The organism is Dyadobacter sp. CY343 (assembly GCF_021390335.1).
In the GTDB taxonomy this organism is placed as follows: domain Bacteria; phylum Bacteroidota; class Bacteroidia; order Cytophagales; family Spirosomataceae; genus Dyadobacter.
The window spans coordinates 389,789-415,632 of the sequence record NZ_JAJUXK010000006.1 but is presented as its reverse complement, the minus strand read 5'-3'; the positions used below and the strand labels follow the sequence as shown (position 1 = coordinate 415,632).

Annotated in this window: 27 protein-coding genes and 1 tRNA gene; 15 read left to right on the top strand and 13 right to left on the bottom strand. The window is 45.0% G+C overall.

Annotated elements, in window-relative coordinates; all coding sequences use genetic code 11:
* Nucleotides 1-94: 94 nt before the first annotated feature.
* From LZG94_RS21705 to LZG94_RS21690, 4 genes are read left to right on the top strand one after another with little or no spacing between them, the layout of a single operon-like run.
* Nucleotides 95-982 (top strand): DUF58 domain-containing protein, encoded by an 888-nt coding sequence (locus tag LZG94_RS21705; RefSeq protein WP_233793834.1) that lies wholly within the window; start codon nucleotides 95-97, stop codon nucleotides 980-982.
* Nucleotides 983-986: 4 nt separating this feature from the next.
* On the top strand, nucleotides 987-1,931 hold the full coding sequence (locus LZG94_RS21700) for a hypothetical protein (RefSeq protein ID WP_233793833.1): 945 nt from the start codon (nucleotides 987-989) through the stop codon (nucleotides 1,929-1,931).
* Between the two features lie 8 nt (nucleotides 1,932-1,939).
* Complete coding sequence (locus LZG94_RS21695; protein ID WP_233793832.1) at nucleotides 1,940-2,956, top strand: VWA domain-containing protein; 1,017 nt, start codon at nucleotides 1,940-1,942, stop codon at nucleotides 2,954-2,956.
* Nucleotides 2,956-3,585 (top strand): ribonuclease HII, encoded by a 630-nt coding sequence (locus LZG94_RS21690; RefSeq protein WP_233793831.1) that lies wholly within the window; start codon nucleotides 2,956-2,958, stop codon nucleotides 3,583-3,585. Before LZG94_RS21695 ends, LZG94_RS21690 begins: the two co-directional genes overlap by 1 nt.
* Here LZG94_RS21690 and LZG94_RS21685 read toward each other — a convergent pair.
* From LZG94_RS21685 to LZG94_RS21660, 6 genes are all read right to left on the bottom strand, one after another.
* Entirely contained in the window at nucleotides 3,543-4,079 is a 537-nt protein-coding gene (locus LZG94_RS21685) for a DUF2480 family protein (RefSeq protein ID WP_233793830.1), read from the bottom strand. The two genes, LZG94_RS21690 and LZG94_RS21685, sit on opposite strands and share 43 nt — an antisense overlap.
* 73 nt (nucleotides 4,080-4,152) lie before the next feature.
* Nucleotides 4,153-4,845, bottom strand: a complete 693-nt coding sequence (tsaB, locus tag LZG94_RS21680) for a tRNA (adenosine(37)-N6)-threonylcarbamoyltransferase complex dimerization subunit type 1 TsaB (protein ID WP_233793829.1) — start codon at nucleotides 4,843-4,845, stop codon at nucleotides 4,153-4,155.
* Nucleotides 4,846-4,884: 39 nt separating this feature from the next.
* The gene (locus LZG94_RS21675; protein ID WP_233793828.1) at nucleotides 4,885-6,537 is read right to left on the bottom strand and encodes a S41 family peptidase; all 1,653 of its coding nucleotides are present in this window, start codon (nucleotides 6,535-6,537) and stop codon (nucleotides 4,885-4,887) included.
* A gap of 6 nt (nucleotides 6,538-6,543) precedes the next feature.
* Nucleotides 6,544-6,960 carry a ribonuclease P protein component gene (gene rnpA / locus LZG94_RS21670; RefSeq protein ID WP_233793827.1) on the bottom strand — a complete coding sequence of 139 codons (417 nt, stop codon included), beginning with the start codon at nucleotides 6,958-6,960 and terminating at the stop codon, nucleotides 6,544-6,546.
* A gap of 96 nt (nucleotides 6,961-7,056) precedes the next feature.
* Entirely contained in the window at nucleotides 7,057-7,215 is a 159-nt protein-coding gene (gene rpmH, locus LZG94_RS21665; RefSeq protein ID WP_149640067.1) for a 50S ribosomal protein L34, read from the bottom strand.
* Nucleotides 7,216-7,383: 168 nt separating this feature from the next.
* Nucleotides 7,384-7,456, bottom strand: a tRNA-Met gene (locus LZG94_RS21660).
* Nucleotides 7,457-7,686: 230 nt separating this feature from the next.
* On the opposite strand from LZG94_RS21660, the gene era reads away from it, so the two are divergent.
* From era to LZG94_RS21645, 3 genes are all read left to right on the top strand, one after another.
* On the top strand, nucleotides 7,687-8,604 hold the full coding sequence (gene era / locus LZG94_RS21655) for a GTPase Era (RefSeq protein ID WP_233793826.1): 918 nt from the start codon (nucleotides 7,687-7,689) through the stop codon (nucleotides 8,602-8,604).
* Nucleotides 8,605-8,662: 58 nt separating this feature from the next.
* Complete coding sequence (der, locus tag LZG94_RS21650; RefSeq protein ID WP_233793825.1) at nucleotides 8,663-9,973, top strand: ribosome biogenesis GTPase Der; 1,311 nt, start codon at nucleotides 8,663-8,665, stop codon at nucleotides 9,971-9,973.
* A 322-nt stretch (nucleotides 9,974-10,295) separates the two neighbouring features.
* Nucleotides 10,296-10,694, top strand: a complete 399-nt coding sequence (locus tag LZG94_RS21645; RefSeq protein ID WP_233793824.1) for a hypothetical protein — start codon at nucleotides 10,296-10,298, stop codon at nucleotides 10,692-10,694.
* 56 nt (nucleotides 10,695-10,750) lie between these two features.
* On the opposite strand, the gene LZG94_RS21640 is transcribed toward LZG94_RS21645, so the two are convergent.
* The 6 genes from LZG94_RS21640 to LZG94_RS21615 form a co-directional block, all read right to left on the bottom strand.
* The gene (locus LZG94_RS21640) at nucleotides 10,751-11,587 is read right to left on the bottom strand and encodes a fumarylacetoacetate hydrolase family protein (protein ID WP_233793823.1); all 837 of its coding nucleotides are present in this window, start codon (nucleotides 11,585-11,587) and stop codon (nucleotides 10,751-10,753) included.
* A 98-nt stretch (nucleotides 11,588-11,685) separates the two neighbouring features.
* Complete coding sequence (locus LZG94_RS21635) at nucleotides 11,686-12,150, bottom strand: RES family NAD+ phosphorylase (protein WP_233793822.1); 465 nt, start codon at nucleotides 12,148-12,150, stop codon at nucleotides 11,686-11,688.
* A 10-nt stretch (nucleotides 12,151-12,160) separates the two neighbouring features.
* Nucleotides 12,161-12,592 (bottom strand): antitoxin Xre/MbcA/ParS toxin-binding domain-containing protein, encoded by a 432-nt coding sequence (locus tag LZG94_RS21630; RefSeq protein WP_233793821.1) that lies wholly within the window; start codon nucleotides 12,590-12,592, stop codon nucleotides 12,161-12,163.
* Between the two features lie 51 nt (nucleotides 12,593-12,643).
* Nucleotides 12,644-15,508, bottom strand: coding sequence for an excinuclease ABC subunit UvrA (gene uvrA, locus LZG94_RS21625; protein ID WP_233793820.1), 2,865 nt, complete (start codon nucleotides 15,506-15,508; stop codon nucleotides 12,644-12,646).
* A gap of 115 nt (nucleotides 15,509-15,623) precedes the next feature.
* Nucleotides 15,624-16,415, bottom strand: coding sequence for a nicotinamidase (locus tag LZG94_RS21620; RefSeq protein ID WP_310589885.1), 792 nt, complete (start codon nucleotides 16,413-16,415; stop codon nucleotides 15,624-15,626).
* Between the two features lie 30 nt (nucleotides 16,416-16,445).
* Nucleotides 16,446-16,994 (bottom strand): hypothetical protein, encoded by a 549-nt coding sequence (locus LZG94_RS21615; protein WP_215235155.1) that lies wholly within the window; start codon nucleotides 16,992-16,994, stop codon nucleotides 16,446-16,448.
* A gap of 95 nt (nucleotides 16,995-17,089) precedes the next feature.
* Between LZG94_RS21615 and LZG94_RS21610 the strand changes: the two genes are divergently transcribed.
* The 4 genes from LZG94_RS21610 (at nucleotide 17,090) to LZG94_RS21595 (ending at nucleotide 21,538) form a co-directional block, all read left to right on the top strand.
* On the top strand, nucleotides 17,090-18,361 hold the full coding sequence (locus LZG94_RS21610) for a hypothetical protein (protein ID WP_233793819.1): 1,272 nt from the start codon (nucleotides 17,090-17,092) through the stop codon (nucleotides 18,359-18,361).
* 102 nt (nucleotides 18,362-18,463) lie between these two features.
* The gene (locus LZG94_RS21605; protein WP_233793818.1) at nucleotides 18,464-19,441 is read left to right on the top strand and encodes a glycosyltransferase family 2 protein; all 978 of its coding nucleotides are present in this window, start codon (nucleotides 18,464-18,466) and stop codon (nucleotides 19,439-19,441) included.
* A 14-nt stretch (nucleotides 19,442-19,455) separates the two neighbouring features.
* Nucleotides 19,456-20,214 (top strand): DUF5672 family protein, encoded by a 759-nt coding sequence (locus LZG94_RS21600; protein WP_233793817.1) that lies wholly within the window; start codon nucleotides 19,456-19,458, stop codon nucleotides 20,212-20,214.
* A gap of 85 nt (nucleotides 20,215-20,299) precedes the next feature.
* Nucleotides 20,300-21,538 carry an OmpA family protein gene (locus LZG94_RS21595; protein ID WP_233793816.1) on the top strand — a complete coding sequence of 413 codons (1,239 nt, stop codon included), beginning with the start codon at nucleotides 20,300-20,302 and terminating at the stop codon, nucleotides 21,536-21,538.
* Nucleotides 21,539-21,676: 138 nt separating this feature from the next.
* Here LZG94_RS21595 and tpiA read toward each other — a convergent pair whose 3' ends face one another.
* Nucleotides 21,677-22,438, bottom strand: coding sequence for a triose-phosphate isomerase (tpiA, locus tag LZG94_RS21590; protein WP_233793815.1), 762 nt, complete (start codon nucleotides 22,436-22,438; stop codon nucleotides 21,677-21,679).
* A gap of 296 nt (nucleotides 22,439-22,734) precedes the next feature.
* On the opposite strand from tpiA, the gene LZG94_RS21585 reads away from it, so the two are divergent.
* Genes LZG94_RS21585 through LZG94_RS21570 form a run of 4 tightly spaced genes read left to right on the top strand, consistent with a single transcriptional unit; the run spans nucleotide 22,735 to nucleotide 25,791 of the window.
* A complete protein-coding gene (locus tag LZG94_RS21585; RefSeq protein ID WP_215235150.1) occupies nucleotides 22,735-24,003 on the top strand; it encodes an aspartyl protease family protein in 1,269 nt (422 codons plus the stop codon).
* A 33-nt stretch (nucleotides 24,004-24,036) separates the two neighbouring features.
* The gene (mnmD, locus tag LZG94_RS21580) at nucleotides 24,037-24,693 is read left to right on the top strand and encodes a tRNA (5-methylaminomethyl-2-thiouridine)(34)-methyltransferase MnmD (protein ID WP_233793814.1); all 657 of its coding nucleotides are present in this window, start codon (nucleotides 24,037-24,039) and stop codon (nucleotides 24,691-24,693) included.
* 14 nt (nucleotides 24,694-24,707) lie between these two features.
* Nucleotides 24,708-25,292 (top strand): D-sedoheptulose 7-phosphate isomerase, encoded by a 585-nt coding sequence (gene lpcA / locus LZG94_RS21575; RefSeq protein WP_233793813.1) that lies wholly within the window; start codon nucleotides 24,708-24,710, stop codon nucleotides 25,290-25,292.
* 55 nt (nucleotides 25,293-25,347) lie between these two features.
* Nucleotides 25,348-25,791, top strand: a complete 444-nt coding sequence (locus LZG94_RS21570) for an NUDIX domain-containing protein (RefSeq protein WP_233793812.1) — start codon at nucleotides 25,348-25,350, stop codon at nucleotides 25,789-25,791.
* Nucleotides 25,792-25,844: the final 53 nt, after the last annotated feature.

The window sequence follows — 25,844 nt, the reverse complement described above, 5'->3', positions numbered from 1 at the left end:
GTATATTAGTGGCTAAAAGCAGCAACACTATCAAAATTCCTATCTTTGTTTAGATAGAACCGGTGACAAAGGTGATAATTTTTTCGCAAAACTTATGTTTGAACAATTCCTGGGAAAGCTGAGAAAATACGAAATCCGTATGCGAAAAGCCGTAACCAGCGAGCGTCACGGGAATTTTCACTCGGTGTTCAAAGGTTCTGGTCTGGAGTTCGACGATTTGCGGCTATACCAGTACGGCGACGACGTCAGGGCGATAGATTGGAATACCTCTGCCAAGGGTCACGGCACATTTATCAAGATTTTCAAGGAAGATAAAGAGCAAACCGCCTTCTTCATGCTCGATGTAAGTGCCTCACAGCACGTTGGAGAGGTAAAAAGGCTTAAAATTGATATTGCGAAGGAAATTTGCGGCGTACTAACATTGTCTGCGATCCAGGAAGCGACCCGCGTTGGGCTGCTGTGTTTTTCCGATCGGAATGAAAGATATATCCGGCCTTCTGACGGAATGAAACATGGTTACGGGGTCATTTCGGAACTTTACAAACTGGTACCGGAATCGACTAAAACCAATATTGCCGACGCGATTTTAGTCACGTTAAATGTTCTTAAGCGGCGCAGTCTGATCTTTCTGATCTCCGATTTTATCGATAATAATTACCATCATAGCCTGAAAGCGCTCGCAAGAAAGCACGATCTCATCGTGATCCATTTGTACGATTCACGCGAGATAAATCTGCCGGGACTGGGTATTATTCCCCTTTTCGATGCAGAGAAGCAGAGTACGGTGTGGGTTAATACTTCTTCCAAACACTATCGCCAGGAAATGAGCAGCCGGTTTGACCAGAGAAGTTCTGAGTTGAAACGACTTTGCCACCAAAACAGAGCCGATTACATCGCGATCAACACCCAGGAGGATTATATACCGGCCTTGATCCATTTATTTAAAGTAAGGCGTTATACAAAAAGCAGCGCAGCACAGTAATAAAATGGCAAGAAGTAATTTCGTTGATACACTTCGTGGGATCGCCGTTTTATCGGTATTTATGCTTTGCCTGGACACAGCTGCACTTTCTCAGAGGGTTCGTACTTCCGGGGTCCGTCCGTCCGGGGTATTTCTGACAGATAGTATTGAGGTCGGAAAGCCCGTTTACTTTTCCCTCAGCGTAAAACACAACCCCGGAACGGAAGTTTTCTTCCCCGATTCAACCTACGACTTTTCTCCTTTTGAAATCATTGAAAAAAGGAATTTCGTCTCTAATACGGATGAAAAAGGTACGCTCGACAGTGCAGTTTACCATTTGATTTCTTTTGATGTTACTCCAAAACAATCACTGCGTTTGCCCGTTTTTGTTTTTGGTAAAAAGGACTGCACAGCCGTTTATACAGCTCCCGACTCGGTGTTTCTAATCAGTACTAATCTCATTAAACCGGATGCAAAAGGCACTTTAACCCCTGAAACGGGCTTGCATCCGCTGGGTTCCGAATTCAATTTCTCTATCCTGATCGGCGTAATCGCATTGATTATCGGCGTGTCGGGAAGTATTTATTGGGTTTTTGGTCACGATATTTACAAACAATGGCAGCTTATTAAATTGCAGCGCCGGCATTTGGAATATGTCAGGTCTTTCAATCGATTGATGAGAAACGCACGTGAGAGAAAGAATATCAAAGACGCGGAAAAGGCGATTATTGTCTGGAAAAATTACCTGGAACGGCTCGAAAAGCTACCTTTTGCCACTTATACTACCCGCGAAATTCTGGACGCTATTGCAGACGAAGAGCTGGCTGATGCATTAAAAAATATGGATGGTATCATTTACGGACAGGGGGAATCGAAGAATATGCACGTGTATCTGGAAGTTTTGAAAACAGGGGCAACCAGGCTTTACAGGAACAAAAGGAAATTTATACTGGATAGTCCGGTCAGCTGATTTAGAATATGGATGCTTGGTTTTCGCCGCGGTGGTTTTCCTATAATATGTTCAATTCGTACGAATGGGTGTATCCGTACCTGTTGTACCTGCTGCCTTTTATCCCGGTTCTTTTCTGGCTGCGAAATGCCCTACACCGGAATCACAAACAGCGCCTGGCGATCACTTACACGCCCGGCGACAGCCCGCTCAATTTACTTACATTACTGAGGTTCGTCCAGCCGGTTTGTGTGGGACTTGCCGTAATGTTGATCGTGGTCGCATTGGCCCGGCCACAAGTTGTTACAGAACGCACAGATCAGTTTTCGGAAGGGATCGACATTATGCTGCTCCTTGATATTTCCGATTCGATGACCGAAAAAGATCTCAGCCCAAACAGGCTGGAAGCTGCCAAGCGAGTAGCGCGACAATTTATAAGAGGAAGATTACAAGACAGGATCGGGCTGATCATATTCGCTGGTGAAGCTGTGTCACTATGTCCGTTAACTACTGATTATGAGCTGCTTTTTGGTTTTTTAGATGAAATAAATCCCAAGATGATTCCTACTGCGGGAACTGCGATCGGCAGCGCGCTCGCTGTTGCAGTAAACCGGATGCGGGAAATGCCGGGCCAGAGTAAAGTGGCTATTTTGATAAGTGACGGGGATAATACTTCCGGAAATCTGGATCCGACTACCTCTGCGCAGCTTGCCAATGCATTTGGTGTGAAGGTTTACACCATATCTGTTGGCCGGCCGAAAAGAGCTTCGCGCTCGGATAGTACCAGCTCTGCTGCTTTAATCGATGAAGGACAACTTCAAAATATTGCAGGTTTGGGGAATGGAAAGTATTTTCGTGCTACGGATAATAAAGGCTTGGAAACTGTGTTTAAACAGATTGACCAGCTCGAAAAAGTCAAGTCGCGGGATATGCTGTCGCGTGATGTCAAAGATTTTTACCGGATATACCTTTATTGGGCCGTGCTTTTCCTGCTCATTGCGATTGGAACAAAAAGCACATTTATGGCCAACATTCTCGAAGATTAATGCTGAAACCTTTTTATAATATAGAAGCGATCGAAGCCGGCCTCGATGAGGTTGGGAGGGGCTGTCTGGCAGGTCCTGTGGTTGCGGCGGCTGTTATTTTGCCAAGAGACTACAAGCATTCGTTTCTAAATGATTCGAAGCAGTTGACAAAAGTACAGCGGCTGGAACTGGAAAAAGAAATTGTACGGGAAGCTTTGGCATGGGCAGTGGCGGAAGTTGATAATCTTGAAATTGACAAGATCAATATATTGAAAGCCAGCTTTTTAGCAATGCACCGCGCCGTAGATAAGCTGACCATGAAACCCGAGCATTTGCTGGTGGACGGAAACCGCTTCACGCCTTACCCGATGATCCCGCATACCTGCATTATCAAAGGCGACGCACATTATCTGTCCATTGCGGCGGCTTCGGTATTAGCTAAAAATTACAGAGACGAACTAATGTCCAATCTGGCGGCACAGTTTCCTTTTTACGGCTGGGAACATAATGTTGGGTACCCCACGATCCACCATCGCAAAGCAATAGGTTTGCACGGTCCGTGCTCTTACCACAGAATGACTTTTAAGCTTTTAAAAGAAGAAGTGGATCAGTTGGTGGAAGAGGGGATAGAAGATTTAGGCTTTTTATAAAGCGGAACAGTGCTGCAAGGTTCGCCGAACATCAGACTTTGCACTACTGGTTTTAATAAGCGACTGACCTCCACATAAGCCAAAACCGGCACTTCAACCTTACTGCAACCTTTTACAACTACTCTTTTCCCAGCGAAAGAGTCAATATCCAATTTTTGGATCGCATTGTGAAAAAGCAGGTCTTCCAGTGCATTCAGATCTCCGAAAATGACCGTTTTTGCATGAGGTTCGAGCTGTACAGCAAGCAACATGTAAGCCCAGGTAGGAACGATCGCATCTTCCGAACAAATAATCGCAACGTGCTTTCCAGCATACTGAGCCCAGTCATGAACTTTCAGGAATTCACGAAAATCCTTCTCCCGAAGTATCATTCCCTGCCATAAATTGTCTTTGATATCATATAAAACACGTTCTCCCGGCTGGTATAGTTCTTCCAGATCCAGTGAAACGATTCCACTTGTAGCGACGCGGTTTACTATTTCCTCTGCTTCCATTTCAGGTTTCTATTTACTGAAAAACTAACAAGGAAAGTTTTGAGTTCGTTTTAAACGAGAAGTAAAAAGTAGATCAGAGCAGAGTTTTGGACTTTTTAGGTGCCGGGGACATGAAGTCTTTGAGATAGTAAGGCTCAAAAGCAGCTACATCTTCGAATTTTCCTGCATAAAATGCATCTATGGCTAGTAGTCCAACCGTTTTCGCTGACGGAAAAATATCGTGTTCGGGAAATGTAGCATTCGGATTTCCACCAACCAGTGCTTTGAACTTGGCAGAACCATCGCCAAAGAAGACGATCTTGTTCGTATTCAGGAGCTCTTCAAATGAATTTTCGGTGAGAATAACCGCCTGAGTTGGCAATACAATATTATTTTTCGAATCAAATATGGCAGCATAAACCTCCATTCTCCGCGCATCGATCATCGGACAAAGCAGATGATTTTCATAGAATTTGCCTAATTGCAGCGCCATTGCTTCGAGGGTATTAATGGCCAATAGTGGCTTGTCCAGCGCATAACACAAGCCTTTCGCTGTCGATACGCCCACTCGCAAGCCTGTGTAGGAGCCTGGCCCCATCGCGACTGCAATCGCGTCCAGATCGGCCAATGTAAAACCTGCGTGCTCGACGCAGTTCTGCATCAGCGTCGTGAGCATGGAGGAAGAAGATTTGTCTGTGAAAAGTTCGTAGCTAGAAATCAGGCTGGCGTCGCCGACAAGCGATACCGAGCAGCCCCGCGTGGAAGTATCAATACTTAGAATGAGCATAAAAAATAAAGCCCGCCGGAACGACGGGCTGGAATAGACTTATTTCTTTTTCAAAAGGTCACTATATCTCGCAGGCTCTTTGAAGAGTGCCAGCGCCGCTTTTACCTCGGGATCCTCGTTGAAAGAAGCTTCCCGCATTCCTTTTTCAAGGTAGTAATGCTTGATAATTTCTTCTTGTAAAATCCCTTTTATTTCCGGTTTCAATATCTGCAAATCATTATCCTTGTTGTGTCCGAGCTTGGATTTCAAAGCTTTCAGCTGGTCTTCGATCACTTCCAGCGACTTTTCCTTTTTCGCCGAAGCTTCCAGTTCGCTCAGCTCACGTTCAACCTGCGTGGTGTAATCATATTCCTTATCGCCCAGCCATTTCACAAAAGCCGCATAATCGGAATCAGACAGCTGAAATTCTTTGGCTGGCTTGATAGTAGGATGTTCGAAATGATATTTCACTGCATAATCAAAGAACAGCCGATTGCGGCCCAGGGAAGTGGCGAGCGGAGAATAGGTTTCTTTTTCGGTAAGAATATCCGGCAAAATACCGCCACCATCAAAGACGGTCCGGCCATTTTTGGTTTTAAATTCCGTCATTAAAGAATCCGGGATCTTACCTACGCTACCGTCATCATTCCGGTGGCTGTAATCGATCGCCTGAATACACCTGCCGCTTGGAATGTAATATTTGGCAGTAGTAATCTTCATTTTTGTGTTGAAAGAAAGGTCGCGCGTAGTTTGCACAAGTCCTTTTCCATAAGTCCGCTGCCCAATCAAAACACCCCTATCGTAATCCTGAATTACGCCTGAAACGATCTCAGCTGCGGAGGCGCTTCTGTTATTGGTCAAAACTACAACCGGAATATCTGTATCCAGCGCCGGGTTATAGGCAGTATAGGTTTTATTCCAATCGTTTACTTTCCCTTTTGTAGAAACGATCTCTTCGCCTTTGGCTATAAAAATATTAGATATCTCAATCGCCATATTCAGCAACCCGCCCGGGTTATCGCGCAGATCGAGTACTACATATTTCATTCCTTTTCCCTTTAATTCCTGAAATGCATTGCGCACTTCACGGGATGCTGTGGCAGTGAAATCTTTGAGGTCAATATAACCTACATTTTCATTCAGCATACCATAATAAGGTACATTGGTCACCTTCACAATATCCCTGTTCAGGCTGATTTCCAGTGGCTTGGTAATACCGTACCGCTTTACCGTGAGCGTAACGTTGGTCTGCGACTGGCCTTTCAATAATTTACCCGTATCAAAATCTTCACGCGTCGACAGGTCGATTCCATTTATTTTTGTGATCTCATCTCCCAGCTGCAGCCCAGCTTTTTGTGCTGGAGTATCTTCATAAACCATCATCACCGTATGCTTTCCTTCGCCGGAATTGACGATCGCGCCGATACCGTTATACTTCCCGGTCGTCATCGTCATGTAATCCTCAATATCATCCTCCGCGTAGTAAACCGTATAAGGGTCAAGCGAGCGTAGCATATTATCTATGCTAGTCTTAATGAGCTGATTAGGGTTAATTTCATCTACGTAATAGGCATTCAATTCCTTGAAAAGCGTCGCGTAAATATCGAGGTTACGCGCGATTTCAAACAGACGGTCGTCTTGCCGGAAAGACACGAAGGCCAGGCCGCCTATAACGGGCAGAGCCAGCAAGATGGAGCGAATATACTTTTTCATCTGCATTCAGGAATTAGGATGGATTTTTCGATGGGCGGCCGGCAGCTTTTCCAGTTTGGTAAGCGATTGCTTCATAGCCGTTTCAATAACGTCGTAGGACATTATTTCTTTTGCAAGATATAAAAAAGCAATGTAGGAAGGTCTTGATTCCGGGGTTAATGTAACCAGGGATTCCTTGTTGAGCCGGTAGGCTTCGCGGCAGCGGCGACGGATCAGATTGCGATCGACAGCCTTTTTAAAATTTCTCTTGGAGACCGAGAAAAGTACTTGTGGGAGTGGAGAAACGGGACTCTGATCATATATATAGAGTACCCTAAAAGGAAAAAGGTAGAACGTGTGGACCTCCGAACTACCTTTTTTGAAAAGCCTGCCGATGATGCTGTGGCTGCTTAAACGCTCATTTTTACCAAATGTTTGTTTCAAGTCTTTATAGAAAAAAATGTCTGATAAGTTTGATCGGTCAAACTTATCAGACTATGAAAGACCTTGCGTCCCAGACCCAAACCAATCAAACCTTGATTATTGCTTGTGACGTTTTTCGTCAGAGACTGTTAGTTTCCAACGACCTTTTTTGCGGCGGCCGGCAACTACTTTACGTCCATTTGGAGTGGACATTCTCTCACGGAATCCGTGCTTATTTCTCCTCTTGCGATTCGATGGTTGAAAGGTACGTTTCATCTCAGTATCAAATTATTGCGATATAAATCTCTGTCTGCCCGTAATTTGGGCTTGCAAAGGTAGACAAAAAATTAAATTATGTCAAAGTTTAAAATCTTTTTTGCAAAAGCCTGCTTGTAAACCTTTTAAATAAAAAAGTCGCTAAACTGGTTAGCGACTTTAATCGAGTAGCGGGAGCTGGACTCGAACCAGCGACCTTTGGGTTATGAGCCCAACGAGCTACCAACTGCTCCATCCCGCGGCGTTGAATTGGAGTGCAAACATACGTCTAAATTTTTATGATGCCAGCTTTTTTGAAAAAAAATTTACAACTATTTGAAAATTCTATTCGCGAATACTCTCTCTTCTATGGCGATATGCTGCCGGGAAAACCGTAGTTTTGCACTCAAATTAGGATGAAGCCCTTAATTGTCAGGGATTTCTGAGAATTTTCCGCTAATTTCTAATTCCAGTTATGTATTAATAAAGGTTATGGAAGAAAATCAAGAAGCTCCTCTGCGTAATCATCGGGCTGGTTTTGTTAGCATTATCGGGAAACCGAATGTTGGAAAATCCACGCTGATGAATGTGTTGGTAGGGGAGAAAATGTCGATCATCACGTCAAAAGCGCAGACGACCAGACATCGTATTTTAGGGATATTGAATGGAACGCATGAAGAAATTCCTTTTCAATTAGTGTATTCGGACACGCCGGGTGTAATTAAGCCCGCTTATAAGCTGCACGATTCGATGATGACCTTTGTAAAAGGTTCTTTGGAAGATGCCGACGTGGTTTTGTTTGTGGTTGAAGTGGCAGAGAAAGTTGCGGAACACGAAGTTTTGCCGCTTTTGAAGCGTACTGATGCACCGGTAATTTTGGTATTGAATAAAATTGACCTGTCGGACCAGGAGCATGTGAATGCAAAAATGGCTGAGTGGGAAGCGGAGATCCAACCCTCGGCTATTGTTCCTATTTCGGCGCTCGAAAATGCGAACATTGCTACTTTATTTGATGCTGTAATAACCCGCCTGCCTTTCCACCCGCCGTATTTTCAGGAAGACGAACTAACCGACAAGCCGGAGCGTTTCTTTGCTTCCGAAATGATCCGCGAGAAGATCTTTCTGAATTATCGCCAGGAAATTCCATACAGCTCCGAAGTAGTAATCACAGAATTCAAGGAAAAGGACGATATTATCGTCATCCGTGCAGAGATTTTAGTAGAACGTAAAAGCCAGAAAGGTATCCTGATCGGCGAGAAAGGGGAAATGCTTAAAAGAGTAGGTTCGCAGGCTCGCCACGATCTCGAAGCATTTTTTGGTAAGAAGGTTTTCCTGGAACAGCACGTGAAAGTTGAACCCGATTGGAGAAGCAAAGAAAATAAGCTCCGCCAGTTCGGATATGAAGATTAATATAAATGAATGAAAAACGGTAGCAACCCTATCGTTTGGACCAGATCAAATAAGTAAAATGGCAAATATTATTTCAATAGTAGGACGTCCGAATGTAGGTAAATCTACCTTGTTCAACCGTCTTACTGAAAGCCGCAAGGCTATTATGGACAACCAGAGCGGCGTAACACGCGACCGCCATTATGGTTATGGAGAGTGGACTGACCAGTATTTTACAGTTATAGATACCGGTGGATATGTAGTGGGTTCGGAAGATATTTTTGAAGGCGCGATCCGCGATCAGGTGGAATTGGCCATTGAAGAATCGACGGTCGTATTGTTTATGGTTGATACAATGACCGGTTTGACGGATCTGGACAAGGATTTTGCAAATGTTCTGAGACGTTTTAATAAACCGGTTTACCTGGTTGCCAACAAAGCGGAGACGCAGGAACGTTATCAATCGGCGGCGGAGTTTTATGAATTAGGTCTTGGCGACGAGATTTTTGCAATTTCCTCTCAAACCGGTTTCGGAACAGGTGAGTTGCTCGACAAAGTGATCAGTCATTTTGATACAAATGGAATTGAGAACCCTGAAGAAGGTATTCCCCGCATTGCAATTATGGGCCGCCCGAATGTTGGTAAATCTTCGTTCCTGAACGTTTTGACAGGAACCGACCGGAGTATAGTGACCGACATTGCAGGAACTACCCGCGACGCGATCCACACGCATTACAATGCATTCGGAATGGAATTTATCCTGACCGATACAGCCGGAATCCGCCGGAAATCTCGTGTGAAGGAGGATATTGAATTCTATTCGACCTTGCGTTCGGTGAAAGCAATGGAAGAATCGGACGTTTGTATCATTTTGCTCGATGCGACTTTGGGTCTGGAAGGCCAGGATATGAATATCATCGGTCAGGCGGATAGGGCGAAAAAAGGGATTGTGATTATGGTAAACAAGTGGGATTTGGTCGAAAAAGACTCGAAGACTGCTGATACATATAAAAAAGCATTGCTTGAAAAGCTGGCTCCGATGAATTATATGCCGATCATTTTTGCGTCGGTAGTTGAAAAGCAGCGCATTCACCAGGTGATGGAGAAAGCAATGGAGGTTTATCAGAATAAAACCAAGAAGATTACTACCTCAAAACTGAATGACGTAATGCAGGCGGAAATCGAGAAATATCCGCCGCCGGCGCACAGAGGGAAGTATATTAATATTAAATATATGATCCAGCTGCCTACGCCTTCACCGACATTCGTGTTTTTCAGTAGTAATCCAAAGCACGTGAAAGAGCCTTATTTAAGGTATCTTGAAAACAGGATGAGAGAGAATTTCGATTTTTCTGGTGTACCAATCACCATTTTCTTCCGGGAAAAATAAGGATTTGAAATAGTCATAATGTTGAAAACGCCGACTCTTAGGAGCCGGCGTTTTCGTTTTATCCCTGGCTCGCTAAGGTTCAGGCGCTTAATCCCGCGTTTCGTCTTTTTTGTTTTCCGCATGCAACTTTCGCAGCTAACTTTACATCTGTAAATCAGTTAGAAAATTTCTATTCAATCCGTACCCAAAAATTTTTCATAATTTTTGTTAAAAACAAGGTACTATGTATTGCAAGATACCTAACAAAACATATATATTTGTAGAGTCAATTAGTTACAACAATTCTGAAAGGATTTTCTGAAAGACTGAAACCAGCAATGCCATGAAAACGATCAAACTCTTAATATTTCTAGCTCTTTTCAGCTTTCAGGCGGAAGCGACCGGATATGTTCACAACATGTTCGTCGCGCACAGAAAGTTACAATCAGGAAAAGAAGTGGTAACCGAAAAGATTGCCACTAGAAAAGTGAAGTCAGCTATTAAAATATCAAAACCTGCCGTTCAGGCGAAACATAACGCAAGCTTTTTGAATGCAAGCCTGTCGACTCAGGTTGCTGAATCTGCTACGTTGAATGAGAGGATTCTGGAAGAAGGGCCCGCTTCTTTTTTCGATAGTGAAAAAAGCGAAAACTCAGACAAATCAATTGTTCACAAGTTAATCGGAGCCTTTCGCTGCATGTTATATGCATTTGTCGGCCTCACTCCCGTCAGCAATTCGTAGCCATAACTTCTATCTTTAAATGTAAGGAGCTGCCAGTAATGGCAGCTCCTCTTTTTTTATCCCACTACATTGGTCAATGTGCCAATCGGCTCGATCGTAATGTGCACAGTATCATTTTTTTGTAGTGTAAAGTCGGAGGAAGGCACGATTCCTGTACCCGTCATCAGGTAGGCGCCGTGCGGAAATGACATTTCGAGGAAAAGATAATGCAGCAGTTCTTCCGGTTTCCGTTTCATTTGTGCCAGGGTAACCTCTCCATTGAAAACTTCCTCTCCATCGCGCACGATAGATAAATCTATCACGGTGTCGTCCGTCAATGCAAATTCAGGCACGTATAAGCAGGGTCCCAATGCGGCACTTCCGGTGTAAGATTTGGCCTGCGGCAAATACAAAGGGTTTTCTCCCTCAATGCTACGCGAGCTCATATCATTCCCGATCGTATAGCCAACCAGCGTTCCCGAAGAAGAGGCGAATAATGTCAGTTCCGGCTCAGGAACATCCCACGTAGAATCGCGGCGGATCCGCACAGTTCCATGATTTCCTACTACACGCCAGGCGATGGATTTGAAAAAAAGCTCTGGTCGCTCGGCCTCGTACACGCGGTCGTAGAAACTGCCGCCACCGGCTTTTTCGGATTCCTCCATGCGCGCAGTCCGACTTTTAAAATAGGTAACTCCCGAAGCCCAAACTTCCTGAGAACCAATAGGTGCCAAAATTTCAGGCATCGGAAGATCGTCCGTAAACACGATCGGGATCAGCTGTTCAGTCTGAACTTGAAGCCACTCGTACAGATTATCCCGGTTTACAGCAATATCCCAGTCAGTTTCGTGCAGTCGATAAAAAACGTCTTCTTTTTCAAGAATAATGCCGTTTTCTGTTTTATATAGTTTCATAGTACAAAGCTATTTTTTGCCTCAATAAGGCTTTGGAACATTTTCTTTACTGTGAATTACGCCCTGAAAGTCAGTTTAGGCTATTGAATAAAATGCTATCAACCCTTCCAGATCCGGCGGTCGATGGGAATTCTCTCCTGTGAAAGCAAGGTTACCTGTTCAAAATCAGGATGCCGGGGATGAATGATGATGTTGAAGGAAAAAGGGACTATTACAGAAGGTAGCCCCACGGCCAGCGTATCCGGATTTATTAGCCACTGGTGAAGCCAGAATTGCGTACGATCATAGTTTCTGTCCTGCCAGAAATCCGGCATTTCCGCTCTCGAAAAATAACGGATATCATCAGGCATATCAATGGATGAAAGCCAGTAAACCGGCAAATCCTCATATCGGACTCCCGGCGCGTGCGCCAGCGTCTCAATCAGTCCTAATTCGGGCGTAGTCGTCGTGTATAATACACCAATACCTTTCGGGTTCCAGCGCGCACCGAACAGGCGGCTGCCTTCTGTGGAAAGTGGGTTGTCTTTAAATTTTTCCCGGATGATCCTGTAAACAACAGCCATAATTGCAGCGTCAGGCTGGAAGGCCGTAATCCAGGCGGCCGAGTACATCTTCCACCAGCCCAAAGCCGGTAATCGTATCCATTAATTGTAACGGCGATTGGTCGTCAAGCTCACTCAGGGGTGTGCGCAGCCAGTTCCGCACTGTATTACTTTTGCCCTCGAATGTGTCGAGGGCATGGTTTAAGACATTCTTTAAAAGCAGCAGCCGCTCGGAAGCATCAGTTCCGAGTTTTTTATCAGCCTGAATGCGGTGCAAATTACGCGGCGTCATGCCCAGTACATAGGCAACTTCATTATCCGTCAATCCAACCAGATCCGAAACTTCATCAGCAGTGGCGCGCAAAACGCCTTCGCGTGAAATCCGGATCAGACTGAAATCAGATGAATGCTTTGATCCATAGGGAACAAAGTCTTCGTGAAACATGCTAACGGGCGCCGACATAATCTTTAATTAGTGAATTATGTCTTAAATATAAGTGACTTTTGTCAAAGATCAAATCTTACCCTTCAAAAATTCAGCCGTATAATTGTTTTCAATCTTGATCATCTCCTCGGGAGTACCGGCGAAGGTGAGCAGCCCGCCATCGTCGCCACCTTCGGGACCTAGGTCGATGATCCAGTCTGCGCTTTTGATCACTTCCATATTGTGCTCGATAATAATCACGGTATCACCCTGATCCACCAATGCATTGATCGCTTTCAGAAGCTTTTTAATATCATGAAAATGAAGTCCCGTAGTTGGTTCGTCAAAAATGAAAAGCATTTTTCCTTTGCTGGAAGAACCTTTTCCCAGGAAGGAAGCCAACTTAACCCGTTGAGCCTCACCGCCTGATAATGTATTCGATGATTGTCCCAAACCGACATAACCCAGCCCTACTTCCTGCAATGGCAGCAATCTGTCCACCAGCTTGGGTTCAGAGGCGCGGAAGAATTCAATAGCTTCATCGACGGTCATATCAAGGATTTCAGCTACATCTTTATCATGATATTTTACCTCCTGGATTTCCTGCTTGAAACGTTTTCCATTGCAGCCTTCACAAGTCAGGTAAATGTCCGCCATGAATTGCATCTCGATCTTCACCTGACCTTCGCCCTGGCAGATCTCGCACCTTCCGCCGTCGACATTAAACGAGAAATGCGAAGGTTTATAGCTCCTCGCCTTCGATAACGGCAGGTCGGCCATCATTTGCCGGATGTAGTCGTAAGCTTTAATATAAGTAACCGGGTTCGACCGCGACGATTTTCCGATCGGGTTCTGGTCGATCATTTCCACCGCTTCAATCCGGTCCACGCTGCCCGTAAGTTCATCGAAACGTCCTACCTCTTCGCTGAATTCACCTTTCATCCGCATTAAGGCAGGGTAAAGCAGTTTTCGGATCAAAGTCGATTTACCCGAGCCGCTGACGCCGGTAACCACTGTGAGTACATTCAAAGGGATTTTCACATCCAGCTCTTTCAGATTGTTTTCTCTCGCGCCTTTTATTTCAAGAAAATGAAGTGCTTTTCTGCGCACGGAAGGAACTGGTATTGAATCATTTCCCAGAAGAAAATCAATCGTATGCGACCGGGTTTCAGGATCCGTATTATATTCGCCGCCACTGGCTTTCAATGCGGCAATATCAGCCTGAGTACCCTGAAAAACCACGTGTCCGCCGCCGGTTCCCGCTTCCGGGCCAATATCGATAATCTGATCGGCCGCGTGCATTACCTCTTCTTCATGTTCTACGACGATCAGCGTATTGCCCAGATCACGCAGCGATTCCAGTACACCGACCAGCCTTTGCGTATCCCGCGGATGCAGCCCGATACTCGGTTCATCCAGAATATACATTGAGCCAACCAATGCACTTCCGAGCGAAGTAGCAAGCTTAATGCGCTGAAATTCACCGCCTGACAACGTACTTGTAAGCCTGTTCAATGTTAAATATCCCAGGCCGACGCGATTCATGTAATCCAGTCGGGTAGTAATTTCTGTCAAAACGCGTCTCGCGATCTGCCGGTCGTGCTCGCCTATTTCTAAATCCTGAAAAAAGACAGCCACATCTTTGATCGGCTTTAATACCAGGTCTGTGATCGATGCGCCACCGATTTTTACAAACGAAGCATCTTTCCGCAAACGCGAGCCGCGACAATCAGGACAAACGGTGCGTCCACGGAACCGCGAAAGCATGACGCGATATTGTATTTTGTGTGTTTGAGATTCCAGTTCGGCTATAAAATCATTGATACCCTGAAAGTATTGATTACCAGTCCATAACAGCTCTTTTTCAGCAGTAGTGAGATCTTTATAAGGCCGGTGAATAGGGTAGTCGAACTTGATCCCGTTTCGAACAAGCGGCACCAGCCACTCGCTCATTTTCTCAGTACGCCAGGGGGCGATAGCGCCTTCGTAAACCGACAGACTTTTATCAGGAATCACCAGATCCGGATCGATCCCTAGTATTTTACCAAAACCCTCACAACGTTTACACGCACCAAAAGGATTATTAAAACTAAATAAATTGACACTCGGCTCCTCGAAAGTAATCCCGTCGAGCTCGAATTTGTCAGAAAAAACGCGCCGCTCTCCATTCACAACCTGGGTAATACAAACACCCTCACCTTCAAAAAAAGCAGTTTGAACAGAATCAGAAAGCCGATACTGCGTATCCTCATCGTCGGCCTTCACAGCCGCGCGATCTATTAATATAAAAACCTGGTTGCCAGCCTGGGAATAATCGTCGGGATTTTCGAGGATATCTTCAATGGAAAGTACCTCTTCGTTCATCACGATTCGGGTATAACCTTTTGAAAGTAAAATAGTAAGCTCCTCGTTCTGTGTGCGGCCCTCGCGAATATGCAGCGGCGCCAATACCATTACGCGAGTACCTTCCTCGTGCGAAAGCAGGTAATTGACCACGTCGGTCACAGAATCTTTCCTTACCAGCTCGCCTGAAACCGGGGAATAAGTGTGACCAATCCGCGCAAAAAGCAGTTTGAGGTAATCGTAAATCTCAGTAGAAGTCCCCACAGTCGAGCGCGGGTTTCGGGTATTTACCTTTTGTTCAATCGCAATAGCCGGTGAAATACCTTTGATATATTCTACCTCCGGCTTTTCCATTCTGCCTAGAAACTGGCGCGCGTAACTGCTCAAACTCTCCACATACATCCGCTGGCCTTCTGCAAAAAGGGTATCAAATGCAAGGGAAGATTTACCAGAACCCGACAAACCTGTAATGACTACCAGCTTGTTACGGGGAATTGCAACATCAATATTTTTTAGATTATTAACTCGGGCACCTTTGATCAGAATGTATTCTCTCGGATCCAGATCATCAAATTGGGAAGCTTCAATCCTGGCTACGGTTAATTGCGTCATATAAAGGAAATATGGGAAATATCGGGTTCAAGTTGGTTAATGACCGATCTAAATATAAACCAAAACCTAACCTATTTAGTTTGGCTTTTGCAAAGTGAAATTGGGAAGCGAGCTCTTAAAAACGAACGGAATTAGCCTTTAAAAAAGTCATTCCTTTTTCGGCGGCTTCTTCGAATATAGAGTCAGCCAGATAGCCCCAATTCGGAACGTCGGACATGCAATCCGAAAGTACGACAACCTTCGGAATCAGTTCCGGAGCATATTTCACGATCTGATGAATGCTTGTAGCCACGCAATGCGAGCGGGCTTCTCCTACAATCAGTATTTGTTCAAAATCAGCAAGTTGTGAAAGAAAAGCGCGGTCCAGGTCAGTTTCCGGCGCGTTTTCGACGGGTACCTGCGCTTTGAAAACCCCGAAATGTTCAGTCAGCGGATTTATACCTTTTGAAACAGCTACATAATCCCGGCCAGTCTGGTGCGTCCACGAGAGTATTGCACTCAATAACGTATCGTCAAGAGAAGCGCCTTTGGAGCCGATCAAGCAATGTTCCGGCCAGATGAAATGTTTGAATTCACCCTGCTCTTCCAGTTTTTCGAGATATTTAAGCACATAATCTTTATGATAGCGCGGAATCCATTTTCCAGCTTTAACAGCCGCGGCCGTGATCAATGTAAAAGGTGCCACGGTATTTCCATTCTGATCTTCCCAAAAAAGCGGGTGCGCAATATCGAGGACTTTGTGCGTGTCCAACGTGACGAAAATGCTGTCGATCTTGTCGCCGTCGAGCGAGATCAGTCTGGCGATCCTTTGAATATCTTCCTCCGCGCCCGGCACAAACAATGTCCCCTGCGGATTGCAGAAATCATATTGCGCGTCGATAATCAGTAAGGCAGTCTTTTTCATCATCCGGCATTGATAGTGGGTTTGAAATAGAAACTATTCGATCTCCTGCGGCAGTTCCATTTGTCTTGCATACATTTTGGAGCAAAGACTATAAACCAATTTCAGCATCCGGTTCACATCTTTTAAATAGTCCACCCGGTAATCTTCATCCAGCTTATTGAATGCATTCAAAATCACCTGCGCCTTTTTCGCAATGTAAAGTGCGCAGGTATCCGCCCGCGAAGAATAGGTTTTCAGGATATCGGAATAGTTTTCAAGAAACGTATTGAGCATAAACAAGTTAAGCTCCATTCCTCCGATCTTGTCTTTGGTAACTTTTACGTGATAGGCAATATCGCCGCTCAGGTTTCGCAGGTCCATTAAAATCCAGCCGGGTGTATTCTGGTTAAATTTCGAGGTGCGGGTGATCGTCGCCGCAATATCCTCGCGCCTTTCCGGTATGGTCAGGCTGTCTTCGATCAATTCAAAATGGAGCCGGTCGGCGAGCGTTTTGTCTTTGGTAATAAGCCGGAGCAGCAATCTATCCTTTTCTTTGGTCGGCATCTGGATAATTGCCTTTTTGAGCTGATCTGGTAAGGCCATTCAAATGCGATTAGTAACTTTGAGTAAATTCCGGGAATCCGCAGATAATCCTGGCGGCAATAAATCCCGGGTCGTTTTTGACAAAAATATCAGATATGCGTAAATATCTATTCATCACACTCAGCGCAGCCGTTTTTTTAATCTTTCTCTTTACGCTTTTCGAAAATGCGCTGAATGCTCCTTCATTTGATGATTACGATACGACAATCAACTTTATCAGGCGGTATTATTTTGATACCGAATCCTTCACAATGCGCAAGGATATCCTGCTAAGCCGGCACAACGAACACCGGATCCTGTTCTCCAAATCCTGCGCCGCTATTTATTACGCCATTTTCGGACAGCTCAACTTCCGCCACCTGGTTATTTTTCAGAATATCTTTCTGCTTTCTTTTTTTGGTTTAATGATTGCGGTAATCAGGCAGAACAGGCAGCTAACTCCCGAAATGCTCCTGATCACCTGCCTGTTTCTGTTCAGTCTGGCATTCTGGCAGGTGACGTTTTACTATTGGGGAGGGATTCAACATTATACAGTTTTTTTCTTCTCATTTCTGACCCTATTCGCGGTTAATAATGCAAAACAACCCCTGAGTGCCAGTTTTTTTCTGGGACTTTTGGCGGCATTACTGGCTGTTCTCTCGTTTGGAAATGGTTTTCTTGCGTTGTTCCTGGCTGCATTTATCTTGTTGATACAGAGGAAGTGGCTTATGCTGGGTATCTGGGTTGTTTGCGCAGCAGTACTGTTATACTTTACCTTTTTACCACTCCCTGAAATAAAAAGCGCGGCTGGTGCAAGTTTCAATGCAGAGTGGATGGCGCGTTTATTGCTAACGTTTCTTGGAAGTTACTTGTATATCAATCCTGCGACCGGGCAATCTGTGAATATTATAGTGTGTATGTTAATGGGCCTTTCGGTACTGATCATCTGGGCATGGCTGTTTTGGAAAGGTTATGCTTCCAAAAACCCGCTTCTTTTCTCGTTGCTTTCGCTGCCTATACTTTCAGGGATAATCGTCGCTGTTTCGCGGTTCGAATCCAAAGCTGCGGGAGGAATTGCGCCACGCTATATGTTTTTCACTGCAACGATCCCGGTACTTCTGGTACTGATATTGCTTGATCTCAAAATTCTCAAAAAAGCGCATTTAAAATACATTGCGGGCATTGTTCTTGTGATCTGGGGTTTTGGTTTTTATAATAACCGGACGGATCTGCAAAAACACAATGCGGAGATCGTGGCTACTATACAAAAGTGGGAATCCAACCCCGATACCCGGTTGGTATATTACAGGGAAGCGTATGCATATTCAGAAATTTTAAGCTGGGCAGTTAGTAAAAAGGTGGTAATTATGCCCGCAAAAACAAATTAGTTTACAAATGGCGTTAAGTGAAAATCGCAAATCGTGTTGCGAAAAGGAGAGGTTAAATGTTAAATTGCCGCGTTTGTCGGCTAAATTTTTATACACATTACTATGATTTCAGTAGCTATGTGCACTTACAACGGGGCGAAGTTCTTGCCTGAGCAGTTGAGGAGCATTGCTGATCAAACCATGCAGGTTGACGAGCTCGTAGTTTGTGACGACGGGTCTAAGGATAATAGCATTGAGGTGATTAAAGCATTCGCAGAAACGAGCGCTTTTCCGGTCAGGATTTATGTAAATGAAACGAACCTGGGCTCAACCAGGAACTTTGAAAAATGCATGCTGCTTTGCGGCGGCGATATTGTTTTTCTTTGTGACCAGGACGATCTCTGGCGCGTCGACAAAGTGGAAACGCAGGTCAAATACCTGAGCGAACACCCGGATATTGACGCGGTATTTTCAGATGCAGTCATGGTCGACGACGATTCAAAGCCGATCGGACGAAATATCTGGGAGGAAATCGAATTCGACGAGCGAGGGCGCAACAAGTGGAAGAAAGGAAAGCCGCACGAGATTTTGTTCAATGGCTTTGTAGTAACCGGCGCCACGCTCGCGATCCGCAAATCGTGCCTCGAAAGACTGACCCCATTCCCAACCCACGTGCCCGACCTGATTCACGATGCTTGGATCGCTGTGGTATTGAGTCTGGAAAATAAAATTGACTTCATAGAAGAGCCGCTGATCAATTACCGGATGCACGCCAGCCAGCAGGTCGGTTTTGGTGGTAAGGTGGAAAAAGTGCATTTGAAAGACCGTTTCGTGCGGGACAGAAAGAAAAAACTGGTCCCACTGGTAGAAAAAGCAGATAAGCTCCACGAACTATATAAGCTGCTGCGCGCTATTCCATTTGTGCCGAGAGAAAAGCTGATTAAGCTATATTTGTCGCAAAAGCACTTTTACAGCCGCGCTTCCCTGCCTGAAAATCGCGCAAAACGATTCACGCCGGTTATTAATCAGGTTTTAAGAGGATATTACAAGTTTAGCAGCAAAGATTGGTGGCTGCCTGCTATCGGCGATTTATTGGAATAAGAAATGTTTGTAGCGTGAAAATTGGTCAGGAAAATGCCTCTGTTGCGATTGTAGTCCCGGTTTACCGCCCGGACCTGACACCGAACGAGCTGATTTCCTTGAAACAATGTATTCAGGTTTTATCAAACTACCCGATCATCATCGTCAAGCCGGAAAAAATGGAGCTCGGCAGCGATTTCAATGCATTTCCCTCCATTCAACAGGTATCTTTTCCCGACGAGTACTTCAACGGAATCGACGCGTACAACCGGCTGCTGACTTCTCTGACGTTTTACGAACGCTTTTCATCCTATCAATACATATTAATCTGCCAGCTCGATGCTTACGTTTTTCGTGACGAGCTGGCGGTTTGGTGTAAAAAAGGGTATGATTATATAGGAGCCCCATCGCTGCACCAGCCGAAGTATGATGCACTGGGTCCCGGTTCGAAAAAGGAATTTGCCGATGCATTATCTGCCAATAGGGTAGTGCTCAATGGGGGACTTTCTCTGCGGCGCGTGGAAGCTTTTATCCGGTATCTCAAAATCTATAATTTTTTTTATCCCCAATGGAAAGGAAATGAAGATATGCTCTTCTCGCAGGAAGCGACACGCCTGATCCCTATGAAATTATTTCTGAAATTGCCTGCCTGGGAAGAGGCACTTCAATTTGCTTTTGAAAAAAGCCCGGCGGCCACTTACGAGCTCACGAATCACCAGCTTCCATTCGCCTGCCATGCCTGGGAACGATACGATCCCGCATTCTGGTCCGGCTTTATCTCTGTAAATCAATAGGTTTAAGTACTTTAACAATTTTTAACAAACTATGAGGACGTTTAGGGCGTTCTTGCAGTTATTAAAAATGTAAAAGTTAAGAACCATGAAATGCAGAACGTTTTTGGCATTTGCCTTCGCCATCACACTTTCGCTGAACTACGCCTTTGGACAAGTTACTGAAAACCCAAAAGTAGACGAGCAGTCTGCCGAATATGTCAAGATCAAGCGCGTAGAATTGACCGATCAGTATACGATCATATCCCTCGAATTTGTTGAAAAGAAGTCGAATGTGCCTCAGGTTCCGAAGGGATTTAATTTGCCGTTCAAACCAGGGCAGGGACCCGTTCAGGGGGGAAACCAGATCTGGCTGGATCCTGAAACGAGGTTGTACAAACCGGGAGAGATCGAGAAAAAATTCAAGCTTATAAAAGCAGAAAATATTCCAACCAACGCTACAAAAGAAGTGACCGCAGGAGAAAAGGTTGATTTTGTAGCCTATTTCGAGCGACTGAGCCCCGGCATTGAGGAGTTTGATTTTTATGAAGGGCGCAGCTCGCAGGGAACGCAATCGTGGAATTTCTATGGTATCCACATTAAAAATCCTTCGAAAAAGCAGGTTCAAAAAAAACCTAAAACAACTGCCAAAGCAGAGCCTCCTGTTAGAAAACCGGTAGAAAAAGCGGTTATTCCTCAGAAAGAGGAAGCTCCGGTTGAAAAGGAGCCGGCAGTGGAAAGCGGAGTCGCTGTGTTGCGGGGGAATGTTTTCAATGCAAAAACCAAACAGCCAATATCTGCTGAGATACAGTACGTGGAAAAGGGCGATTCATTGCAGGTCAGGTCTTCTTCCGGCAAATACCGGCTAGGGCTTGATCCGGCTGAAAAGTATGATTTGAAAATCGTGGCGAAAGGATATTATGGGACCGCGTTAACCCTCAGTCCAGCTGATTCTGCCGGAAAAGGTGCATTCATGCACGATTTTTATCTCAATCCGCTGGCAGTTGGTGAAACGATTACCATGCCGAACATTTACTTCGAAACTTCCAAATATACATTACTGCCCGAATCCCACGCAGAGTTGAACAGGTTGGTAGATATGATGCGAGAAAACAAAAACATCCGCATCCGCATTGAAGGTCACACCGATAACGTAGGTGACTTTGACAAAAACCTCGAATTATCGCGCCAAAGAGCCGAATCCGTGCAGGCTTACCTGGTGGAAAAAGGTATTGAAAAAAGCCGGATAGAAGCGAAAGGATACGGCGGAACCCGCGCAGTCACAAAAGGTACTCCGGAGGAAAGAGCCAGGAACCGACGGGTGGAGTTTGTAGTGACGGAGGTTTAAATAGGTTTGTAACACTGAAGGCATTTTGTCAGACTGAGCGAAGCCGAAGTCCGCTACACTAAGCACAATGTACATTGTCACACTGAGCGCAGCCGAAGTGCAACCTTCGACTGCGCTCAGGATGACAATTTTAGCAACTTACCAAGCCTTAACAATATTCGTAAACTCCCGCGACTTCAAAGAAGCACCGCCTACTAATCCGCCGTCGATATCCGGCGATGCGAAAAGTTCGGCTGCGCTGGCGGCTGTTACGCTTCCGCCGTACAGGATCGAAATTTCCTGGGCAACATCAGCACCATATTTGGAAGCAATATGCTCGCGCAATGCGGCGTGCATTTCCTGAGCTTGCAATGCACTTGCAGTCAGCCCGGTACCGATCGCCCAGATTGGCTCATAAGCGATTACTACGGATAGTAACTGCTCTTCCGACAAGTGAAACAGGCTTTCTGTCAGCTGGTTCTTCACAAAACCAACGTAATCCTCATTTTGTCTTTGCTGCAAAGATTCTCCGCAGCAGAATATCGGAGAAACACCATTTGCAAGTGCCGTATTAACCTTCTCAGCCAATACTGCATTGGATTCGTTAAAATATTGACGACGCTCGCTGTGGCCGATCAGCACATATTCCACGCCGATCGATTGCAGCATTTGAGCAGAAATTTCTCCTGTAAATGCACCCGAAACTTTATCCGAACAATTTTGAGCAGCCAATGAAAAATTAGGCGCGTCCTCGATATATTTTTTAATAGTGGTCAGGTAAATGGCAGGCGGACAAAGGATGATTTTGGCATCATTCTGCACTTCATCTTTGGCCATATTCACTAATTCAGAAGTGAGCGCAACTGCCTCATCCAGAACCTTATTCATCTTCCAGTTACCGGCAACAATTTTTTTTCGCATGAGAAAATTTTAATTGTGGAAAAACATCATTTGACGCAACAAAATTATCATATTTCTGTCATTTACCCGATTAAAGATTTGTGTTAAATCAAAAGGCAAAAAGTTTTTACATATAAAGATTTTTTTGTGTTTAATTAATATAAAATAGATTAAATTTACCCACTTGACAGCCCCGTGAATTTGATACTTTGTGTACACAGAAGAGAATAAAAGACAGAATCAGGCCATTTATGATCAACGTGTTGTTAGTACTGACAGAATGATTTTAAATCTAGATTAAAAGAAAGGAGGCCACGATGAAAACGTCTAAGTGGTTAATAGTAGCGATCATACTTTTCGTAAGCCGCAATACATTCGCTCGTACAGAAGATATTCCCCCCGTTTCCGAGGAAAAATATGGTTATTATCTTGACAAAAACCATAAATCCGCCCGCATACCTTTTGAGCTGCATTCCAATCTGATCTTGCTTTACGTCAAGATCAACGATACTGATTCCCTGCGTTTTATACTGGATACCGGCGTCAGCTCCATTATCATTACCGATCCTTATATCCTCAAACCGGACAAGCTGCGTTTAACCCGGAAGGTTAACCTCACCGGGGCAGGGGAAGGAAAGTCTATATCAGCTCACGTGGCGATCGACAATAAATTTTCGATGGGCCGGCTCAGAGCGAATCACCAGAATATCGTCGTACTCGAAGAAGATTTTTTAAAATTGTCGGAATATGTGGGCGTGCCGGTTCACGGGATCTTCGGTTATGAGGTATTCAACAACTTCGTCGTCACCATCGACTTTTCGAAAAAAGAGCTGGTTCTGATGCGGCCGGATAAATACAAGTACAAATCCAAAAAAGGCGATAAACACCCGCTGATCATCGAAGATACCAAGCCATTTACTGACGCGGTAACCCTGTTTGCCGACGGTCGCGAGCACCCGATCCGGGTATTGATCGATACAGGAGCCGGGCACGCGTTGTTGCTCAACAATACCCGAAAAGAAACTTTCCGGCTTCCTGAAAAAGTAATCCGCGCACAATTGGGACGTGGACTGAACGGGGTTATCAATGGGAATCTGGGACGTATTGACAAAGTGCGCCTGGGTAGATTCCAAATGGACAATATCGTGGCTTCCTTTCCTGACAGTGCGGGATTTGGGGCAAAAATAAAAATGGGTACCGAGCGCCAGGGAAATATCGGTTGCGAGTTGTTGCGCCGGTTTAAGGTAACGATGAACTACCAGGAGCAATACATGGTGCTCAAACCTGTGAGAAGCCGCCTCCGCGAGAAATTCGAGCACGATATGAGCGGGATGGAAATTCGTGCTGAGGGCAGGGACCTTAAATCGTACATTGTCAATCACATTGTAGACGAATCGCCTGCTTCCAAAGCAGGTTTGGTGGAAGGTGATCAGCTGTTATTTATAGACGATCATGCTGCCTCAGATCTTAATGTAAGCGAGATCTACAAGCTCATGCAGCGCGGCGACGGTAAGAATATCGACCTGCTCGTGAAACGCAAAGGGGATATTTTCTTCACTCAGATTACCCTGCGCAGAATGATTTAATTATTTTTAAGCCAAACAAAACACCTGGCTTATTTGGAAAGGCTTTTAGTCACTGAAGACGGTTCGCATTCTCTATACAGTTTACAGTTTGGCCAGCAGTACCATTCCTTGCAAGGTGCCCTCATGGAATCGGAGCATATTTGTATTAATCTCGGCCTGCTCCCGATCCTGAAAGATTCCACAGTTCCTGTACACGTCTTTGAAATGGGTTTTGGTACCGGTCTCAATGCTTTCCTTGCGTGGAAGCTTGCAGACAGGCTGCAAAAATCTGTTTTTTACACAACGATAGAGGCTTATCCCGTTTCTGAAACCGAGGCGCAGTTGCTCAACTACGAACAGGAAACCGGCGAGAGCGGCTTTATGCGGCTGCACCAGGCCCCGTGGTCTGCGCCAACACATTTGTCCGATTTTTTTAGAATAACCAAAGAAAGTACTCAGTTGCAGGATTTCCACAGCGACGAGGTATTTGACGTGATCTTTTACGACGCTTTTGATCCCCGAGCTCAGCCGGAGTTATGGACTGCCGAAATATTTTCGCAAATAGCAGCCCAAACGAGGCAAGGCGGCGTATTGGTAACATATTCTTCCAAAGGAATTGTCAAACGGGCATTGCGGGCAGGCGGTTTTGAGGTACAAAGACACAAAGGACCAGGCCGGAAAACGCACGTTTTGAAAGCCATCAAACTTTAACAATCTTATTTATAATGGATTATAAGAGTATTATTAGTCAGGAATTGCAAGAAGCACAGGCTGTATTGGATCAGTTTCTGAATGATCCTGAACAAATTGAAAAAATAGAAAAAGGTGCCCGCTTAATGGCCGACGCAATTCTCGCAAATGGGAAAATAATCTCCTGCGGAAATGGCGGCTCACATTGTGACGCCATGCATTTTGCCGAGGAACTTACCGGCAGGTACCGCGATAATCGCCGCTCACTGCCTGCAATCGCCATTTCCGACGTAAGTCATTTGAGCTGCGTAAGTAATGATTTTGGGTACGATTTTGTGTTCTCCCGGTTTATCGAAGGTTTGGGACAAGCCGGTGACGTGCTTTTTGGACTGAGTACGAGCGGAAATTCTGCTAACATTATTAATGCAACCGAAGCGGCGAGGGCGAAGGGAATGAAAGTAATCATTATGTCAGGCAAAGATGGTGGCAAACTGGCCGGACTCGCTGATGTAGAGATCAGAGTCCCACATTTTGGCTACGCCGACAGAATTCAGGAAATACACATTAAGGTAATTCACATTTTCATGCTTTTGATTGAGAAAATGGTTTTGCAGGATTAACAAAATTTCCACCAACACTATATTAAATCACTCCGTTACTGACCCCTATTCCTGCATGAACGTACGTCCATCCGCAATTATAATCCGGGACAACTCGATATTAACACTTTGTTATTGTTACGGCCAGACAGAAGTATACGGTCTGCCCGGCGGCAATCCTGACCCGGGAGAAAGCTTGGCAGAAGCACTTTTTCGGGAACTGGAAGAAGAGATCCAGATCAAGTCAAACATAGGGGAAATGATTTGCTGCGGAGAGGTAATATGGCCGCAGGTGAAGAAAGAAACGCTGCACATGGTGTTTGAAGCAACTATTTCTTCGGGCGAACCCAAACTAAATCCTGAACATACAACCGCACTCCGGATCGTGTGGCTTCCAATTGATACACTGTCCGACAACCTGCTCTATCCCAATGTAGGCGAACAGATCACCAACTTTTTTAAGGACAAACTCGCCCGCCCGCACATTGGTGTAATACGACAGCCGTATATCGCCAGCTGAAATTAGCGGGATATCTCCTTTCGCGATTTCTATAAAACCTAAACATCCCGTAC